This window comes from Hymenobacter daeguensis (assembly GCF_054780555.1).
In genome coordinates, this window is sequence record NZ_BAAGWC010000001.1 from 211,306 (window position 1) to 227,898 (window position 16,593).

Here is a 16,593-nt window from a genome sequence, read left to right on the forward strand (position 1 = left end):
CTTTTATTTTAAATTCAGACATCAATTCCACGCCTTTTCGCTTCCGAATTCATCTTCACTCGCTCGGCAGGATTACCGATTGGTTGGATTGCAAAGACTTGGAAAACCTCATTTGCTTTGGTAAAATCTCCTAACTCAGCATAAGTAAGCGCAACATCATAAGTGCAGGTTTGGCCGGGTGGATAAACTTGTTTTTGGGCAACCAAACAGTCTTCCAATTTCACAATTGAAGCAAACCACTGGATAACAGCATCGATTTCGAATTTGACCAATTTTCCAAATTGATTTAAGTCAGTGCCTTCCTCGATATTATAGGCGCGATAATGACCAGTTAAGGCGTCAGTTCGAAATCGGTACTGACAGTCAGATTCCATAGGCCGGGCAGGAAGTGGCCAACTATACCGCCATCCATAAGTCAGGGGGAAATGTAAACCTGCATTAAAATAGAAAGCGGCAGAATAGGCAGTATTGAATTGGCTGTTTTGGATATTGAATACTTTAACCAAACCGTTTTCTTCTTTTCTGAAAGTGTTGCCATCAATGCGGAATCCTGCCGATTTGAAAGCAGGCTTCACGACGTTTTTAATTAGCTGACTTACCGACTCTTTTGGCGTCATTTGTTTCTCACATTTTGTTTAAGCAAGGGTGAATTAAGACACAAATACTACAAATGCCCCGCTGGCTCCTCCCCTTCCTGCTCCTAGCCGCCCTTGCCCTAGCCGCCTACCCGCGCATGCACCGCCGCCTGCTGCGCTACCAGCGCCACCGCGCCGCCGCCGCCACTACCGCCCAAATCGCGCCCCAACTCCGCGACGGCGACCTGATTTTCCACACCTCCCTTTCGGCCCAGAGCCGGGCCATTCAGCTGGCCACGCACTCGCCCTGGAGCCACTGCGGCATCGTGTATAAGGAGGCCGGAAAGTGGCAGGTATTCGAAGCCGTGCAGCCGGTGAAACGCACGCCGCTGGCCGACTGGGTGGCGCGGGGCCAGGGCGGCCACTTCGTCACGAAGCGGCTGCGCGATGCGGAGGCCGTGCTTACGCCCGCCGCGCTGACCCGGCTGCGAGCGGCCGGGCAGCCGATGCTGGGCCACAGCTACGACCTGTATTTCGGCTGGTCCGACGACCGGATTTACTGCTCCGAGCTCATCTGGAAAGTGTACGAGCGCGGCCTCGGCCGGCGGCTGGGGCAGCTCCAGCACCTGCGCGACCTCGACCTGAGCCACCCCGCCGTGCAGGCCAAGCTGCGTGAGCGCTACGGCAGCACCCTGCCGCTGATCGAAACCGTTATTTCGCCGGTCAGCATCTTCAATAGTCCCGAACTGGTTGGCGTGCTCAGCCGTTAGCAACAGACGGCATGCTTACCTTGCCATTCTCATCCATGCTGCTATGTCAACCATCACGCTAACCCTCGACGACGAGTTTATTGCTCAGGCCGAAGCTTATGCTCACCGCATGGGCACCGACTTAGCTACGCTGTTCACGACTACCATGCGGCCGATTATTGCCCAGTCTCCACGGCACCGGCGGCCTATCTCCCCGGCGGTCGCAGCCCTGGCCGGCAGCTTGCCCGTGCCCCCGGACTTCGATTATAAAACGGCTTTGGGCGATGCGCTGATGGAAAAGTATTTATGAAACATTACCTGCTTGACACGAATGTTCTCATCGATTACTTAATCAACCGTGAGCCATTTGGCCGGGATGCCGTGGAACTGATGGAGGCGGGAGCCAGCGGGGAGGCCCGCTTTTATGTGGCCAGTGTTTCCTTTACCAACATTGAGTATGTGACGCGCCGGCTGACAACCGCCGCGCACGCCTGGCGGTTGCTGGACCGTCTGGTACCAATGGTGGAGATTCTCTCCGTAGATGCGGCCATCATTCGACTGACACTCGACAGTGATTTTACTGATTTTGAAGATGGAATTCAATACTTCACGGCCCTCACGCAGCCTACTATTACGGCCGTCGTCACCCGCGACCCCAAGGGGTTTCGCCGAAGCACATTGCCGGTACTCTCGGTGGCTGACGCGCTAATTGAACTGGATAACGCCACCCGACCAGAGCGGTAAATTTATTAGCCTGCACTTTTGCTGACCACCCAATATTCTCCCTGGCTCATCCTCGTCTGCCTGCTGGTGGGCGCGGGCTACGCCGCCCTGCAATACTCGGCCAAAGCGCCCTGGAGCCGGCAGCGCAACTACGCGCTGGCCGCCCTGCGCTTTGCCGTGGTGAGCTTCCTGTGCTACCTGTTGCTGGGGCCGTTCATCAAAACCACCACCACGCACACCGAGCAGCCCACGCTGGTGCTGGCCGTCGATAACTCCCAGTCGGTGGAGCTCTTCACGCCTAAAAACATGCTGAGCCAAGCCACCAGCGGCCTCACCAAACTGGCCGAAACGCTGCGCGGCAAGGGCTTCACCGTCGAAACCCGGACGCTGACCGCCCCGCCCGGCCGCCCGGCCCGGCCCGATTCGCTGCGCTTCCCGGCCGCGTCCACCGACCTCGACCAGCTCCTCAGCGGCACCCGCGACGCCTACGACGGCCGCAACCTGGCCGGCGTGGTGCTGCTGAGCGACGGCCTCGTGAACCAGGGCCGCAGCCCCGCTTACTCGGAGTTCAGCTTTCCGATTTACAGCGTGGCGGTGGGCGACACCATCCCCAAAAAAGACCTGCGCCTCACCGGCCTCACCTACAACCGCGTGGCGTTCAGCGGCAATAAATTCCCCATTGAGGCCGAGCTGGGCTTCGAAGGCTACGCCGGCGGCACGGCCACCGTGGAGCTGCGCGAAGGGAATAGGACGCTCGACAGCCGCCGCGTGGCCCTGCCGGCCGGCCGCCGCCGGGCGCGCACCGCATTCCAAATCACGGCGCCCGCGCCCGGCAAGCGCCGTTACGAAGTCCGCATCGTGCCCCAGCCGGGCGAGTTTACGGAGCTGAACAACGCCCGCACGGCCTTCATCGAGGTTGTGAAGGGCAAGCTGCGGGTGCTGCTGGCCGGCGCCGCCCCGCACCCCGATTTGAAAGCCCTGCGCGCCGCCATTCTGGCCAACGACAACTTCGACCTCACGCTGGCCCTGCCCGGGGTGCAGCCGCTGAAAGCCGATGCTGACTTCGATGTGGCCATTCTGCACCAGCTGCCGGCGCAGGGCGGGCTGGGCAACGAGATGCTGGCCCAGGTGAAGGCCCGCAAAACGCCCGCCTTCTACATTCTCGGGGCGCAATCGGACCTCGCGGCCTACAACCAGCTGGGCGCGGGCCTCACCATTCAGCCGCGCGGGGCGCAGACCGATGAGGTGACGCCGGTGCCCAATCCCGGCTTCGCCCGCTTCGCCACCGCCGAGGAATCGGCCCGCCGCTTTGCGCAGTACCCGCCCGCGCCGGTGCCCTTCGGCGACTACCGCCTGGGGCCGGGAGCCGAGGCCGCCCTCTGGCAGCAGGTGGGCCGCGTGGCCACCCAGAAGCCGCTGCTGGTGTTCGGCGGCCCGCAAGACCGGCGTCAGGCCACGCTGCTGACGGATGGCAGCTGGCAGTGGCGCCTGAGCGAAGCCGTAGCCCACGACGACAAGCCCGAAGCCTACGACCGCCTCATCATTCGCACGCTCCAGCTGCTCACCCAAAACGCCAACAAAAAGCGCCTCGACGTGTACCCCACGCAGGACGCCTTCGGCACCCAGGACGACGTGACGCTGGGCGCCGAAACCTACAACGCCGTCTTCGAGCGCCTCTACAACCAGAAAATCGACCTCACGCTGACCGACGAAAAGCAGCAGGCCCACCGCTTCAGCTTCGCCAATGCCGAGGACGGCTCGCCCCTGCACCTGGGGCCGCTGCCGGCGGGGCTGTACAAGTACCAGGCCCGTGCCACGCTGGGCGGCCAGCCCCAACAGGATGCCGGCGAATTGCTGGTGCAGTCGCAGCCGCTGGAAGCCCTGGAATCGAAGGCCGACCACAACCTGCTGGCGCAGCTTTCGCGGCGCAGCGGCTCGCGGCTCTATTATCCGTCGCAGCTCGATAAGCTGGCGCAGGACATCATCAAGGCCAACTACAAGCCGGTGATTTCCTCGGAGGAGGATTTGAAGGACCTGATAAATCTGAAGTGGATTTTCTTCGTGATTCTGGGCTTCCTGACGGTGGAATGGGCCGTGCGGAAGTATTCGGGCAGCGTGTAATTGTACGGCCGTCAACCTCACCCCCTGACCCCCTCTCCAAAAAAGAGGGGGCACCGGGTTTGCTTCTAACAGGTTTGACGGAAGAGTCGCCCTCACGAGCCGGTGCCCCCTCTTTTTTGGAGAGGGGGTCAGGGGGTGAGGTTTCGTCAGCGCCGTAAAGCAAAACCGCCCGCCAACCGTCCTCCCTCCTACTTTACCGAACTGATATGAAAATACGAGCCATTCTGACCGGTGCCACCGGCATGGTGGGCGAGGGCGTGCTCCTCGAATGCCTGCAAAACGCTGATGTGGAGCACGTGCTGGTGCTCACGCGCAAGCCCACCGGCCGCACCCACGCCAAAATGAGCGAGCTGCTGGTGCCCGACCTGGCCAACCTGAGCGCCGTGGAAAGCCAGCTGACGGGCTACAACGCCTGCTTTTTCTGCGCCGGCATCTCGTCGGTAGGCGTGAGCAAAGAGGAATACGAGCGCATCACCCACGACCTGACGCTGGCCGTGGGCGAAACCCTGGCCCGCCTGAACCCCGACCTGACGTTCATTTACGTATCGGGTGCGGGCACCGACAGCAGCGAGAAGAGTAGCCAGCACTGGGCCCGCGTGAAAGGCCGCACCGAAAACGAGCTGCTGACGCTGCCCTTCCGGGCAGCCTACATGTTCCGGCCCGGCTTCATGAAAGTTACGCCCGGCCAGCGCAACATCCTGAAATGGTACGGCGCCATCGCCTGGCTCTACCCCGTGGCCCGCAAGCTGACGCCCAACTACGTGAGCACTATGCAGGAAGTGGGCCGCGCCATGATTAAGGCGACCCTGGCCGGCTACCCCAAACCCGTGCTCGAAGTGCGCGACATCGTGGCCCTGGCCCACGCCAATGTCTCGGCCCGCGCATGAGAAAACCCCTTAAAATCTTCCTCATGACGACTGGCGGCATCCTCGGCACCCTGCTTATTGCGGTGGTGGCCTTCACCGGCCTCAGCCCGCAGCTGGGCGGCAAGCCCACCAGGGCCGACGTGCAGACCTACGTCAAATCGGGCCACTACAACGAAAAGGAGGGCGAGTTTGTGAACCTGATTCCGACCCGCGAAATGACGGGCGGCAGCATGCCTTCGGTGATGTGGAAATTCCTGTTTCATAAATCGAAGCAGGCCGAGCCGCCCGCCCCGCTGCCCACCCAGCCCCTCGACTCGCTGGCCATCACCCAGAAAACGCCCGACCTGGTGCGCGTGACGTGGTTCGGCCACTCGGCCAGCCTGGTCGAAATCGCGGGCCAGAACGTGCTGCTCGACCCCATGCTCAGCATCGAGATGGGCCCCGTGAGCTGGGCCACGCCCAACCGCTACAACCGCAGCCTGGCCATCGCGCCCGAAAAGCTGCCGCCCATCGCCGCCGTCCTCATCTCGCACGACCACTACGACCACCTCGACTACGCCACCATCCGCAAAATCAAGGACAAGGTGGGCCATTTCTACGTGCCGCTGGGCATCGGGCCGCACCTGCGCCGCTGGGGCGTACCGGAAACTAAAATCGTGGAAATGAACTGGGGCGACAGCACCCGCTTGGCTAATGGCCTGCTGCTGCGCTGCACGCCCAGCCGCCACTTTTCGGGCCGGGGCCTCGGCAACCGCAACTCCACGCTCTGGTGCTCGTGGGTGATGCAGACGCCCGCCAAGCGCGTGTTCTACACCGGCGACGGCGGCTACGGGCCGCACTTCGCCGCCATCGGCCGGCAGTACGGCCCCTTCGATTTGGCTTTGGTAGAATGCGGGCAGTACAACGAGAGCTGGGCCGACATCCACATGCGCCCTGAGCAAAGCGTGCAGGCCGCCCGCGACGTGCGCGCCGCCGTGATGCTCCCCGTGCACTGGGGCGCCTTCACCGAATCCCTCCACGCCTGGAACGAGCCCGTGACCCGCGCCACCGCCGAGGCCGCGCGGCTGGGCCAGATGATGACCACCCCCCACCTGGGCGAGCCGGTAACACTGGGGGCCACGCTGCCGCAGACGCGGTGGTGGGAGAAGTAGAGAAAGCACTGAAAACCCGGCTATTCTGGTCCGGTTTCGTTACGCAGGCACATGCGAAGTAACCGGCAAACGTTTTAATCTGGCAGGATTAGAACTTGTGCCCGCGAAGCGGTGAGCGACGCCCTAAAACGGCAGGGGCTGGGTATTTCTTTTGAGAATTGCTTCCTCCGTTTTGGGAATGAAATAATTGTGCAGCATGGCCAGCGCCGTGGCCTGGCATTCTTCGATAAAGGGCCGCAAACCATGGTCGTATTCCTGAAAGGCCAGGTTGAAATCACCGGGGTGTTTTGCTAGCGCATCGGCCACGGCGGCGGCCCCGGTCATGGCCAACGAGGCCCCGATGCCCGCCGCGGGCGAGGCGCAGTAGCCGGCATCGCCCACCAAAGCCACGCGGCCTTTGGTCCACGCTGGCATCTTGATTTGGCAGAATTTATCGAAATAAGAAATTTCTGCCTGCTTCACTTCTTCCAGCAATTCGGTGGTGCGCCAGCCCTGGCCGGCAAACTGGTCCAGGATAAGCTGGCGCTGCTGCCCGGCATCCCGATAATTGTAGGAAATTTCTTTTTCGGAATAAAACCAGAAAACAATATCGGTTTTGCCGTTGTACGCATTCAGCATAATTCCCTTGCCCGGCACATTATATAGCTGGGCGGTATTGGGGGTTATCAACGAGTGGTCGACGATGCTGAGCGAATAATAATGTTCAAGAAAATGGGCGTATTCCAGCTCGTGGCCAAACCACAGCTGCCTTACCCCCGAGTGCGCCCCATCGCAGCCAAATACCAAGTCAAAGACTTGAGAGGGACCATGTTTGAAGGCCACCTGCACCGCGTCCGCGGTTTCGCTGAGCGCGGTAATGCTGTTATTAAAAATTACGTCAACCTCATTTTTTATCGTATTCATCAAAATGGCCACGAGCTTCGCGCGCTCAATTTCGATGTCTTCGATGTCCTCGTCGGCCGGCGACGCCCCCTCGTTTTGCATCAGCAACGAGCCTTCCGTTACATCGTCGCTATTTTTAAATTCCAACCGTTCCAGCTGTAATCGGTTGGCTTTTAATTGCGCAAAAATGCCCATCCGCTTCGCGCTTTCTAAGGCAGCCCCCTGCACATTGATGGCGGCCCCACCCGTCCGAAGTTCCGCGGCCAATTCTACTACCGTTACCTGATAGCCAATTTTAGTTAGCCAATAGGCGGTGGAAATTCCGGCAATGCTGGCACCCGAGACGAGTACTTTTTTTCCGTTTGCTGATTCCATTTTCAGTCAATTTTGTGTGACAGTGCTCGTGCATAATTGCCACACAAAATTCTGGCAGGCGTCTGCATCAGGCTAGAACAAACGCGACAAAATCGGTACTCACCGTTTCTTGCCAATGCCGGGCTTTGCGGGCGAAAGCGGCGGGCGTGGTGCCACTGTAGCGCTTGAATTCCCGGCCCAGGTGGGCCTGGTCGGCATAGCCCAGCTCCTGCGCCAAGGTGGCCAGGCTGGCATCCGGAGAAAGCCATAGCTGACTGCGTACTTGTTCGAAGCGCATGAGCCCGGACACGTCTTTCACCGTGTGGCCGGCCGCCTGTTTAAACTTTCGTTCCAGGGTGCGCACCGTGGTATGGGCCGCCGCCGCTACCTGGCTCACGGGCAGGGTGCCGTTGGCGGCCCGCATGGCCCCGCCCGCTTTGCGAAGCACGACGTCGCGGGCTAGCCCCGCCCGCGCAGTCAGGCAATACTGCGCCACCTCGGCCAGCGCCTCCGCTATGCGGCCCGCCCGAATCCATTCGGCCAACGGCGCTTGCAGCTGGGCGATGGAGTGGGCAAAGCTGCGTATGCCGCCGTCTTGGCCAGGCGATAAGCCCAGCAGGTCGAACACGGCCCAGGGATAACACTTAATCCCAATGAATTCCAACTGATTTTTTGCGGTCAGCAGCAGTGGCTGATTGAGCAGCCCCACCAGAAACGGAGAGGGCAAAAGCTGCTCGCCGCCGGCCGTGGCAAGACCATTAGCGCTACCGAAGTGAAAGACAATTTCCGCGTAGCCATCCGGCGCTATCTCGAAACTCGATGGGCTGGCACCGAAGTCCCGGCGGGCATACCAGAAGTCTTTGATGGTATCGCGTAGCACTGCCGGTGGTTCAATTTCCTGATGATGCATAGTAGAAGGTAACAGCTGTAGCCCGTTAGGCGGCCACGAGCGCGGCCATAGAGCGTCGTCAGCCGCGCATTTCCGCGCCTGTCACCGGCCGGTAGCAACGTAGCACGGTTCGATGGTCAGGCCGGGAAAGTGCCGCAAAGTAGCCGAGCCGTTACTTTTGAGGCTCATGGCGCCCCGACCGGGCGGCCGTTGGCCTATGCATTATATCCTGCTGAACAAGCCCTACGAAGTCCTCACCCAGTTCACCGACGAGCACGGCCGCGCCACGCTCAAGGATTTCGTGCCCGTGCCCGGCGTGTACCCCGTGGGCCGGCTCGACTTCGACAGCGAGGGCCTGCTCCTGCTCACCGACGACAAGCAGCTCCAGCACCGCCTGAGCGACCCCAAATTCAAAGTCCCGAAAACCTACTGGGCGCAGGTGGAAGGCACCGTTTCGGAAGAAGCGCTGCAGCTGCTGCGGCGCGGCGTTCAAATTAAAGAAGGCTTCACCGCCCCCGGCGAGGCCGCCGAAATTCCCGAGCCGGCGTACCTCTGGCCGCGCACCCCGCCTATTCGCTACCGCGCCAGCATCCCCACCAGCTGGCTGGAAATTCAGATTTCGCAGGGCATGAACCGCCAGGTGCGCAAGATGTGCGCGGCCGTGGGGCTGCCGTGTTTGCGGCTGGTGCGGGCGGCCATCGGCCCGCTGGAGCTAGGCAGCTTGCAGCCCGGCCAGTGGCGCGAGTTGACGGCAGCCGAAGTGGCGGAGTTACGTAAAATAAGTGGCATTGTGCGGCGTTAACCTCACCCCCGGCCCCTCTCCCCAGGAGAGAGGAGCATGAAAATTTTCAACGCAGGATTTTAATAAGGTGCCGCCGTGGCTCCCCTCTCCCCAAGGAGAGGGGCCGGGGGTGAGGTTCCGCCCATGAAACGACGCCTATTCTACCTCCTACTCGCCGGCTTCGGAGCCATGAACGCCGTGGCCTTCTTCCACGCCTGGCGCTTCACGCACTTCGCCAACGAGCCCGGCCTGCACTCCCCCAACCCCGAGCAGCTCAGCCCTGGCCAGAAGCTCTGGCTGCTGCTCACCGGCATCCGCAACCCCAAGCCCCAAAACGGCCCCAAGCCCAGCTTCCCGGTCGAAACCGTCACCATCGCCAGCCCCAACGGCCCGCTCGAAGCCTGGTACGCCACGCCCGACAGCGGCCGGGCGCGCGGCACCGTGGCCCTGTTTCATGGCTACACCAGCAGCAAGTCGCACCTCACCCACGAGGCCGGTTACTTCCGCCGCCTGGGCTACAACGTGCTGCTCGTGGACCAGGCCGGCAACGGCAATTCCGCCGGTTTCCGCACCACCGTCGGCTACCGCGAGGCCGACGACGTGGCGGCCGTTTTCCGTTGGCTGAAAGATTCCACAAGAAATTCGTCAGGCTCCCCTCTCCGCAGGAGAGGGGCCGGGGGTGAGGTTATCCTCTACGGCGTGAGCATGGGCGCCGTCGCCATCCTACGCGCCGAGGCCGAGCTAGGCATCCACCCCACCGCCAACATCCTCGAATGCCCCTACGGCAACATGCGCCAAACGGCCTACAACCGCTTCGCCTCCATGCACGTCCCCGGCTTCCCGATGGCCGATTTGCTGGTGTTCTGGGGCGGCGTACAAAACGGGTTCTGGGCTTTCGGCCTCAACGCCGAGCACTACGCTAGCCAAATCCACACGCCCACCCTCCTGCTCTGGGGCACCGCCGACCCGCGCGTGACCCGCGCCGAAACCGATGCCATCTTCGCCCACCTCGCCGGCCCCAAAACCCGCCACGACTTCCCCGGCGTAGGCCACCAGCCCTACTGGAAGCGCTACTCCGCCGATTGGGAGCAACAGACGCGGGCGTTTCTAAGCCGCTGAAGATGCTTTGATTTAATCGTAAGACCAGCCGGAATTTACATTGGTGACAATACTATCTGCATTGAATGTCACACCTGACCTATACCAGGCTAAATCTCCAACCAAGGCGAATTTCTTATCTGTTCTTCTCTTCAAATACCTATCATTCGTGTAATGGTAATCCATTGTCGCTGCATCCTTAAACTGAAATAATGGCTTGCCGACAATCTCCCGGACTTGATTTATAGTCATCCCAACTTTTACCCGCTCAAACTTCTCGGGTGAGTATGACTTTCCGAATTCAGTATCGGCGTAAGGGTCAAAGGGATTATAGGATTCACTAGCGGATAATAAACCGACCCCAAATACCAGCGAAAGAACGAGGCATATCCTTCCGGCGGTAGTTTTTTTGCTTAAACCTGTATCCATTTTTAGAGCAGTGTAGAAAGGCAGGCAACTAAGTTTCCTAAATAAAAGGTCGTCACAGTCGCGATAAAAGCCAGGATAAAGGCCTTGAGGCCCTTTTGAATGGTGCCTCCATTCATCCAAGGCAAAAGGCATCTGCCGACTGCGAGTGTAGGCAGACCGAACAAAAGAAAAAATCCGAAAGCAAAATCCATTTACAGAGCAAAATTCATCAACCAATATGTGTTGGTTTTATTGCATTCAACTCACTCATAGCTGATTTCCGCCCCCTTGTCAGGAAAATTTTGGCTACTCGAAACAAATCCCGCCACCGCGTCGGATAATCTTCCGCGCCGGGCCGAATCGGTGACAATCTGTCACCAAAACGACGCTGGTACGTTGCTTGTAATCCCCCGGTAGTGGCGGCAACGCTGCTTCCAACCTGACACATTCCACTCTCAATCTTAACCAACACACCCCTCTCATGGGCAAAATAATCGGCATTGACCTCGGCACCACCAACTCGTGCGTAGCCGTAATGGAAGGCAACGAACCCGTTGTAATTCCCAACAGCGAAGGCCGCCGCACCACCCCCAGCATCGTCGCTTTCCTCGACGGGGGCAAGGGCGAGCGCAAAGTGGGCGACCCGGCTAAACGCCAGGCCGTTACCAACCCCAAAAACACGATTTCCAGCATCAAACGCTTCATGGGCCGCCACTTCAACGAAGTGACCGCCGAGCAGAAGCACGTTTCCTACGACGTCGTTTCGGGCCCCAACAACACGGTTGCCGTGAAGATTGGCGACCGCAACTACACGCCGCAGGAAATCTCGGCCATGGTGCTCCAGAAAATGAAGCAAACCGCTGAGGATTATCTCGGCACGACCGTAACCGAAGCCGTTATCACGGTGCCCGCATACTTCAACGACGCCCAGCGCCAGGCCACCAAAGAAGCCGGGGCCATCGCCGGCCTCGACGTGAAGCGCATCATCAACGAGCCCACCGCGGCGGCCCTGGCCTACGGCCTCGACAAGAAGCACAAAGACCAGAAAATCGCCGTGTATGACCTCGGCGGTGGTACGTTCGACATCTCCATTCTGGAGCTTGGTGACGGCGTGTTTGAAGTACTGAGCACCAACGGTGACACCCACCTCGGCGGCGACGACTTCGACCAGGTCATCATCAACTTCCTGGCTGACCAGTTCAGCAGCGAAAACGAAGGCCTCGACCTGCGCAAAGACCCTATGGCCCTGCAGCGCCTGAAAGAAGCCGCCGAAAAAGCCAAAGTGGAGCTCTCCAGCTCGACCGAAACCGAAATCAACCTGCCCTACATCACCGCCACGGCCTCGGGCCCCAAGCACTTGGTGGTGAAACTAAGCCGCGCCAAATTCGAGCAGCTCGCCGACGACCTCGTGCGCCGCTCGATGGACCCGGTGAAAAAAGCCCTGCAGGATGCCGGCCTCAGCACGTCGGACATCGACGAGGTTATCCTCGTGGGTGGTTCGACCCGCATTCCCCGCATTCAGGAGGAAGTGGAGAAGTTCTTCGGCAAGAAGCCCTCGAAAGGCGTGAACCCCGACGAAGTAGTGGCCATCGGCGCCGCCATCCAGGGCGGTGTACTCACCGGCGAAGTGAAGGACGTGCTGCTGCTCGACGTGACCCCGCTCTCGCTCGGCATTGAGACGATGGGCGGCGTGATGACCAAGCTCATCGAGTCGAACACCACCATCCCGACCAAGAAATCGGAAACCTTCTCGACGGCTTCGGACAACCAGCCTTCGGTAGAAATCCACGTGCTGCAGGGCGAGCGTCCGCTGGCCAGCCAGAACCGCACCATCGGCAAGTTCCACCTCGACAGCATCCCGCCCGCACCCCGTGGCGTGCCGCAGATTGAGGTAATCTTTGACATCGACGCCAACGGCATCCTGAACGTAACCGCCAAGGACAAAGGCACCGGCAAAGAGCAGAAAATCCGCATCGAAGCCAGCAGCGGCCTGAGCGAGGACGACATCAAGCGCATGCGCGACGAAGCCGCCGCCAACGCCGATGCCGACAAGGCCGAAACCGAGCGCATCGGCAAGATGAACGCCGCCGACTCGATGATTTTCCAGACCGAGAAGCAGCTGAAAGAGTACGGTGAGAAGCTGAGCGGTGGCAACAAAACCGCCATCGAAGGCGCGCTGGCCGACCTCAAATCGGCCCACGAAGCCAAAGACCTCGCCCGCATCGACACCGCCATGGAGGCCATCAATGCCGCTTGGCAGGCTGCTTCGCAGGAGATGTACGCCGCTGGTGGGGCCGAAGGTGGCCAGCCCGGCGCCGATGGCCAGCCGCAGGGCGGCAACGGCCAGGGCCAGCCCGCCGGTGACCACGTGACCGACGTGGACTACGAAGAAGTGGACGGCAAATAAATCATTGATTTCCGCTGATTAGGCTGATTTCACTGATTCAATCCGTTGAATTGCAAAAGGCCGGAGGCGTACGCTTCCGGCCTTTTTTTGTAGGTTTATGCCATGTTGATTTGGTGGAATAGCAGGCTTTGGCTGACTGGGTTTTTAGTGTTTTTGTGCAGTGCGGCAGCAATGGCCCAGGATAAGCCGGCGCTGGGCGGCATGGACGCGGCCCCGGCCGCCAAGATTCCGGTGCTGCCGGTTGTACACGCTAGCACGGCCGACACCTCGCGGTTTCCGCTCACCTACGGCTTCGCGCTGCCAGCCCTCAGGCCTGCCGGGCAGTGGGAAAAAGACTACGCCCGCTACCAGCGGCTGGTGCCGCCGGACGTGCGAAACAGTCAACTGGGCCACGATTTTATGGCGCTCAACGGGGTGCAGACGTGGTGGTGCGCCAACTCGGCCAGCCCCTACGCCCAGCTGGATACCGCCACCCGCATTGCCGATGCGCAACGGCTGGTGGGCGAATGGCACGGCGTGGCCAACCGGCTCATCACGCACGTTGATTCGTTTTCGATAGCCGACCAGAAGTTTTACCGCAGCGCAGCCGCGCAGGATACGCCCGGCCCGTTCACCGTCCGCTTCACGGCAGGCAAGCTGAACATGAAGCCGGCCTCGCTGCGTAGGAACCGGGCGCATAGCCACTACGTGCTGCTCAACCAGCGCTATCTGCTGCTGTATGGCATGGCGAAAGGCGGCGGCAACGTGTCGCTGGTGGGCCTGGACCCGGCAGGCCGGCTCATATTTCACACCAGCACCGTAGTTGAGCGCAAGGTGCCCGGGCAGTTCAGCACCTACCAAACGGTGACGCGCCAGCTCATTTGCGAGCGGCCCCGATAAGCCCGGCAGGCCCGCTGACAGGTACTCAATCTGCCCTTGGCGAAACCACTTATTTCTTTACCAGGCCGCACTAAGCCGGTATTTGCGCACTTTATGTCCGATTTTCTACCCTACCAGTCCTTTGCCTCGGAAGCCGTGGCCCAGCCGTTGCTGGAGCTGCTGGGGCGGCACCAGGTTCCGCTCGAAACGGGTTGGGCCAAGCCGGATTTCGACGTGAGCATGGCCAACAATGCCACCGATACCCGTTTCGTGGTGCGGTTGCGGGCCACCGATTTTGAGCGGGCGCGGCAGCTTGAGGAAGCGGAAAACGATTCCCTGGCGGCCAGCGCGGCCCCCGACCACTACCTGTTCAGCTTTTCCGACGATGAGCTGTTTGACATTCTGGTGAAGCCGGACGAGTGGAACAGCTACGACGTGAGCCTGGCCAGGCACCTGCTGCGGCAGCGGGGCCGCGAAGTCTCGGCCGATACCGTGCGGCTGCTGCGGCGCAACCGCGTGGCCGAAATGGCCAAGCCCGAGCCCACCCAAAAAGCCTGGATTATCCTCGGCTACTTCTCCGCCGCCATTGGCGGGGTGCTGGGCATCCTCATAGGCTGGCATTTGCATTACCACAAAAAAACGCTTTCCGACGGCACGCAGGTCCGCGCTTTCTCGGCGCGCGACCGGGTGCACGGCTTCCGGATTTTGCTGCTGGGCGTGTTCGGGCTGTTCATTTCCATCCTGCTGCAAGCGCTGAAAATGTGACCCGGCCGGAGGCGCTATTGTCGCGTTGGGCTAATCTTTGCCGGCCCTTCTCTCGTAAGCGCGGCCAGGGTGGCTTCTTACTACATTAATCAATTGCCTGTGCAAGGCCCCTTCTTATGAAAGTTTCCTCCCTCCTATTGCCTGCCCGCGCCCTGGCCCTGGGCACCCTGCTCGTTGCCGCCAACGCCTGTAGCGTGAGCGAGCAGGTGAAGGACAAGCCCACCGGCAAAAACGTATCCGTCGAGGCCATGGAAAACGAGGCTTATACCCTCATGCAGTACCGCCTCAACTTCGTGGACGAGGCCAAGCTCGGCGGCCAGGACATTCTGTTTGTGCGCCAGGCGGCCGATATTGCCTCGCCCCAGCAGGAGCAGCTGCAGGCAGCCCTGAAAAAAGGCATGCTCCCGCTCCAGCTCAGGATGCGCGTGTACGCCCGCAACCCCAGCGTGACCAGCGTGCAGCTCAAGCAGCTCGACTACAAGCTGTTGCTCGACGGCAAGGAGCTCACCAGCGGGGTCACCGGCATCAATACCGAGCTCGAAGCCAGCGCCATCGAAACCCTGCCCATCGCCGTGAACATGAACGTGAAGCCCGCCCAGCTGGCCGGCAGCACCCCGGCCGCCTTCGCCGCCGGCCTTACCGATTTCACGGCCGCCAACCGCCGCCTCACCGTGCAAATCCGGCCGCTGTACGTGGGGGCCAATGGCCGGCAGGCACCGGCTTCGGCCTTTGAAACCGTGCAGCTGGTGACGGCCAAGAAAGCCGTTTCGGTGAAATAACCGCAGCGCGCCCCTGACGCAGAAGCCCGCCGTGCAGTGCTGCACGGCGGGCTTTTTAGTGCCTCACTCGCCCAGCGCCACGTCCTCCACGCCTTCCTCAATTTTTTCCTCGGCCTCTTCGTAGTCATCGGCATCGGCGTTTTCCAGCTCGAAATCCTGGGCGTGCCAGCCCTCGGGCTCGTAGCTGAGGCGAATGTAGATGGGGTAATGGTCGGAGCCGATGTGGGTGAGGCGGTGCAGGTCCTGCAGGCGGAAATGGGCCGAGTGAAAAACGTGGTCGAGGGGCCAGCGCAGCAGCTTGTAGTCGGCGTGGAAAGTGGGCAGAAACCCCCGCCCGATGCGCGGGTCGAGCAGGCGCGACAGCCGGCGGAACAGCTCCGAGGTGTGCGACCAGGCCACGTCGTTGAGGTCGCCGGCCACCACGGTGGGGCCGTCGTGCTCCTGAATAAACTTGCCCACTATCAGCAATTCCGCGTCGCGGCGGGCGCTGTTTTTGGCTTCCTTGGGAGCCGGCGGCTTGGGGTGCAGGAAATGCAGCTTCACGGGCACGCCACCCGGCAGCACTACCCGGCCGTGGAAAGACGGAATGTCGGGGTCGAGGAGGTAGCGGATTTCGGGCTCGCGCAGCGGCAGGCGCGAAAACACCAGCATGCCGTAGGTGTTGGGCAGCGGGGCGTGGCAGGTATAGGGGTAGTCGGCTTCGAGGCGCTGAAGCTGGCTCAGCCACCAGTCGTCGGTTTCGACGGCCAGCACGATATCGGGCCGCAGGTTGCGGATATGGCCCAGGCAGCGCGAGGCGTCGCGGTTGTACATCAGCACGTTGGCCACCATCAGGCTGAGGTGGAAGTCGTCGTCATCAGCCGGGCGGGCGGCATCGCGCACCTGCTTGCGGTGCAGCGGCGTGTAGGGCCAGATGCGGCTGAGTTGGTACACCACGGCCACGGCCAGGCTCACCCAAAAAAAGCTGTGTCCGAAGCTGCGCGGCGCAGGCAGGGCCAGCTCCCCTGCCAGGCTCAGCACCAGGCCGGCCACGATTTGCAGGCGCGGAAAGTCGCAAATCCGAATCCACCACGCGGTTTGGCGGAGAATGGGCAGCACCGTCACCAGCAGCCCCAGGCCACCCAGCATCCAGGTAGCCCAGTGGCCCGCCGTTAGCAGCCCCGAAAGAAGCATGGACATGAAAAAAA

Annotated in this window: 18 protein-coding genes; 12 read left to right on the plus strand and 6 right to left on the minus strand. The window is 61.0% G+C overall.

Translation table 11 applies throughout. From position 1 onward, the window contains the following. Nucleotides 1–14: 14 nt before the first annotated feature. Nucleotides 15–617, minus strand: coding sequence for a DUF4304 domain-containing protein (locus ACYVHT_RS00890; RefSeq protein WP_460546984.1), 603 nt, complete (start codon nucleotides 615–617; stop codon nucleotides 15–17). A 53-nt stretch (nucleotides 618–670) separates the two neighbouring features. Here ACYVHT_RS00890 and ACYVHT_RS00895 point away from each other — a divergent pair, with 53 nt between their 5' ends. The 6 genes from ACYVHT_RS00895 (at nucleotide 671) to ACYVHT_RS00920 (ending at nucleotide 6,185) form a co-directional block, all read left to right on the plus strand. After that, the gene (locus tag ACYVHT_RS00895) at nucleotides 671–1,345 is read left to right on the plus strand and encodes a C40 family peptidase (RefSeq protein WP_460546986.1); all 675 of its coding nucleotides are present in this window, start codon (nucleotides 671–673) and stop codon (nucleotides 1,343–1,345) included. A 43-nt stretch (nucleotides 1,346–1,388) separates the two neighbouring features. Further along, the gene (locus tag ACYVHT_RS00900) at nucleotides 1,389–1,634 is read left to right on the plus strand and encodes a DUF6364 family protein (RefSeq protein WP_460546988.1); all 246 of its coding nucleotides are present in this window, start codon (nucleotides 1,389–1,391) and stop codon (nucleotides 1,632–1,634) included. After that, nucleotides 1,631–2,068, plus strand: coding sequence for a type II toxin-antitoxin system VapC family toxin (locus ACYVHT_RS00905; protein ID WP_460546990.1), 438 nt, complete (start codon nucleotides 1,631–1,633; stop codon nucleotides 2,066–2,068). Before ACYVHT_RS00900 ends, ACYVHT_RS00905 begins: the two co-directional genes overlap by 4 nt. An 18-nt stretch (nucleotides 2,069–2,086) precedes the next feature. Next, complete coding sequence (locus ACYVHT_RS00910; protein ID WP_460546991.1) at nucleotides 2,087–4,168, plus strand: VWA domain-containing protein; 2,082 nt, start codon at nucleotides 2,087–2,089, stop codon at nucleotides 4,166–4,168. Between the two features lie 206 nt (nucleotides 4,169–4,374). Then, entirely contained in the window at nucleotides 4,375–5,055 is a 681-nt protein-coding gene (locus ACYVHT_RS00915; protein ID WP_460546993.1) for a Rossmann-fold NAD(P)-binding domain-containing protein, read from the plus strand. Beyond that, complete coding sequence (locus ACYVHT_RS00920) at nucleotides 5,052–6,185, plus strand: MBL fold metallo-hydrolase (protein WP_460546995.1); 1,134 nt, start codon at nucleotides 5,052–5,054, stop codon at nucleotides 6,183–6,185. Before ACYVHT_RS00915 ends, ACYVHT_RS00920 begins: the two co-directional genes overlap by 4 nt. A gap of 123 nt (nucleotides 6,186–6,308) precedes the next feature. On the opposite strand, the gene ACYVHT_RS00925 is transcribed toward ACYVHT_RS00920, so the two are convergent. Both ACYVHT_RS00925 and ACYVHT_RS00930 read right to left on the minus strand, forming a co-directional pair. Continuing rightward, the gene (locus ACYVHT_RS00925) at nucleotides 6,309–7,442 is read right to left on the minus strand and encodes an FAD-dependent monooxygenase (RefSeq protein ID WP_460546997.1); all 1,134 of its coding nucleotides are present in this window, start codon (nucleotides 7,440–7,442) and stop codon (nucleotides 6,309–6,311) included. 67 nt (nucleotides 7,443–7,509) lie between these two features. Beyond that, nucleotides 7,510–8,331, minus strand: a complete 822-nt coding sequence (locus ACYVHT_RS00930) for a helix-turn-helix domain-containing protein (RefSeq protein WP_460546999.1) — start codon at nucleotides 8,329–8,331, stop codon at nucleotides 7,510–7,512. 196 nt (nucleotides 8,332–8,527) lie between these two features. Between ACYVHT_RS00930 and ACYVHT_RS00935 the strand changes: the two genes are divergently transcribed. Together ACYVHT_RS00935 and ACYVHT_RS00940 are read left to right on the plus strand one after the other, a co-directional pair. Further along, on the plus strand, nucleotides 8,528–9,112 hold the full coding sequence (locus ACYVHT_RS00935; protein ID WP_460547001.1) for a pseudouridine synthase family protein: 585 nt from the start codon (nucleotides 8,528–8,530) through the stop codon (nucleotides 9,110–9,112). A 123-nt stretch (nucleotides 9,113–9,235) separates the two neighbouring features. Beyond that, the gene (locus ACYVHT_RS00940; protein ID WP_460547003.1) at nucleotides 9,236–10,210 is read left to right on the plus strand and encodes an alpha/beta hydrolase; all 975 of its coding nucleotides are present in this window, start codon (nucleotides 9,236–9,238) and stop codon (nucleotides 10,208–10,210) included. A 12-nt stretch (nucleotides 10,211–10,222) separates the two neighbouring features. Here the strand turns inward: ACYVHT_RS00940 and bamE are convergent, their stop codons facing one another. Both bamE and ACYVHT_RS00950 read right to left on the minus strand, forming a co-directional pair. Continuing rightward, nucleotides 10,223–10,618, minus strand: a complete 396-nt coding sequence (bamE, locus tag ACYVHT_RS00945; protein ID WP_460547004.1) for an outer membrane protein assembly factor BamE domain-containing protein — start codon at nucleotides 10,616–10,618, stop codon at nucleotides 10,223–10,225. A 2-nt stretch (nucleotides 10,619–10,620) separates the two neighbouring features. Next, complete coding sequence (locus ACYVHT_RS00950; protein ID WP_460547006.1) at nucleotides 10,621–10,809, minus strand: hypothetical protein; 189 nt, start codon at nucleotides 10,807–10,809, stop codon at nucleotides 10,621–10,623. 269 nt (nucleotides 10,810–11,078) lie between these two features. Between ACYVHT_RS00950 and dnaK the strand changes: the two genes are divergently transcribed. The 4 genes from dnaK to ACYVHT_RS00970 all read left to right on the plus strand — a co-directional run bounded on the left by dnaK (nucleotide 11,079) and on the right by ACYVHT_RS00970 (nucleotide 15,406). Beyond that, a complete protein-coding gene (gene dnaK, locus ACYVHT_RS00955; protein ID WP_460547008.1) occupies nucleotides 11,079–13,004 on the plus strand; it encodes an Hsp70 family protein in 1,926 nt (641 codons plus the stop codon). 171 nt (nucleotides 13,005–13,175) lie between these two features. Further along, on the plus strand, nucleotides 13,176–13,883 hold the full coding sequence (locus ACYVHT_RS00960; RefSeq protein WP_460547010.1) for a hypothetical protein: 708 nt from the start codon (nucleotides 13,176–13,178) through the stop codon (nucleotides 13,881–13,883). A 93-nt stretch (nucleotides 13,884–13,976) separates the two neighbouring features. Beyond that, the gene (locus tag ACYVHT_RS00965) at nucleotides 13,977–14,627 is read left to right on the plus strand and encodes a hypothetical protein (RefSeq protein ID WP_460547012.1); all 651 of its coding nucleotides are present in this window, start codon (nucleotides 13,977–13,979) and stop codon (nucleotides 14,625–14,627) included. A 116-nt stretch (nucleotides 14,628–14,743) separates the two neighbouring features. Beyond that, nucleotides 14,744–15,406, plus strand: a complete 663-nt coding sequence (locus tag ACYVHT_RS00970; RefSeq protein ID WP_460547014.1) for a hypothetical protein — start codon at nucleotides 14,744–14,746, stop codon at nucleotides 15,404–15,406. 63 nt (nucleotides 15,407–15,469) lie between these two features. Here the strand turns inward: ACYVHT_RS00970 and ACYVHT_RS00975 are convergent, their stop codons facing one another. After that, the gene (locus ACYVHT_RS00975) at nucleotides 15,470–16,585 is read right to left on the minus strand and encodes an endonuclease/exonuclease/phosphatase family protein (protein ID WP_460547016.1); all 1,116 of its coding nucleotides are present in this window, start codon (nucleotides 16,583–16,585) and stop codon (nucleotides 15,470–15,472) included. Between the last annotated feature and the right edge of the window lie 8 nt (nucleotides 16,586–16,593).

Coding starts and splice junctions, on each gene's coding strand:
- ACYVHT_RS00960 (WP_460547010.1), top strand. CDS start 13,176: ATGGCCCAGGATAAGCCGGCGCTGGGCGGCATGGACGCGGCCCCGGCC.
- ACYVHT_RS00900 (WP_460546988.1), top strand. CDS start 1,389: ATGTCAACCATCACGCTAACCCTCGACGACGAGTTTATTGCTCAGGCC.
- ACYVHT_RS00970 (WP_460547014.1), top strand. CDS start 14,744: ATGAAAGTTTCCTCCCTCCTATTGCCTGCCCGCGCCCTGGCCCTGGGC.
- ACYVHT_RS00930 (WP_460546999.1), bottom strand. CDS start 8,331: ATGCATCATCAGGAAATTGAACCACCGGCAGTGCTACGCGATACCATC.
- ACYVHT_RS00915 (WP_460546993.1), top strand. CDS start 4,375: ATGAAAATACGAGCCATTCTGACCGGTGCCACCGGCATGGTGGGCGAG.
- bamE (WP_460547004.1), bottom strand. CDS start 10,618: ATGGATACAGGTTTAAGCAAAAAAACTACCGCCGGAAGGATATGCCTC.
- ACYVHT_RS00890 (WP_460546984.1), bottom strand. CDS start 617: ATGACGCCAAAAGAGTCGGTAAGTCAGCTAATTAAAAACGTCGTGAAG.
- ACYVHT_RS00965 (WP_460547012.1), top strand. CDS start 13,977: ATGTCCGATTTTCTACCCTACCAGTCCTTTGCCTCGGAAGCCGTGGCC.
- ACYVHT_RS00895 (WP_460546986.1), top strand. CDS start 671: ATGCCCCGCTGGCTCCTCCCCTTCCTGCTCCTAGCCGCCCTTGCCCTA.
- ACYVHT_RS00925 (WP_460546997.1), bottom strand. CDS start 7,442: ATGGAATCAGCAAACGGAAAAAAAGTACTCGTCTCGGGTGCCAGCATT.
- ACYVHT_RS00920 (WP_460546995.1), top strand. CDS start 5,052: ATGAGAAAACCCCTTAAAATCTTCCTCATGACGACTGGCGGCATCCTC.
- ACYVHT_RS00935 (WP_460547001.1), top strand. CDS start 8,528: ATGCATTATATCCTGCTGAACAAGCCCTACGAAGTCCTCACCCAGTTC.
- ACYVHT_RS00905 (WP_460546990.1), top strand. CDS start 1,631: ATGAAACATTACCTGCTTGACACGAATGTTCTCATCGATTACTTAATC.
- dnaK (WP_460547008.1), top strand. CDS start 11,079: ATGGGCAAAATAATCGGCATTGACCTCGGCACCACCAACTCGTGCGTA.
- ACYVHT_RS00940 (WP_460547003.1), top strand. CDS start 9,236: ATGAAACGACGCCTATTCTACCTCCTACTCGCCGGCTTCGGAGCCATG.
- ACYVHT_RS00975 (WP_460547016.1), bottom strand. CDS start 16,585: ATGTCCATGCTTCTTTCGGGGCTGCTAACGGCGGGCCACTGGGCTACC.
- ACYVHT_RS00950 (WP_460547006.1), bottom strand. CDS start 10,809: ATGGATTTTGCTTTCGGATTTTTTCTTTTGTTCGGTCTGCCTACACTC.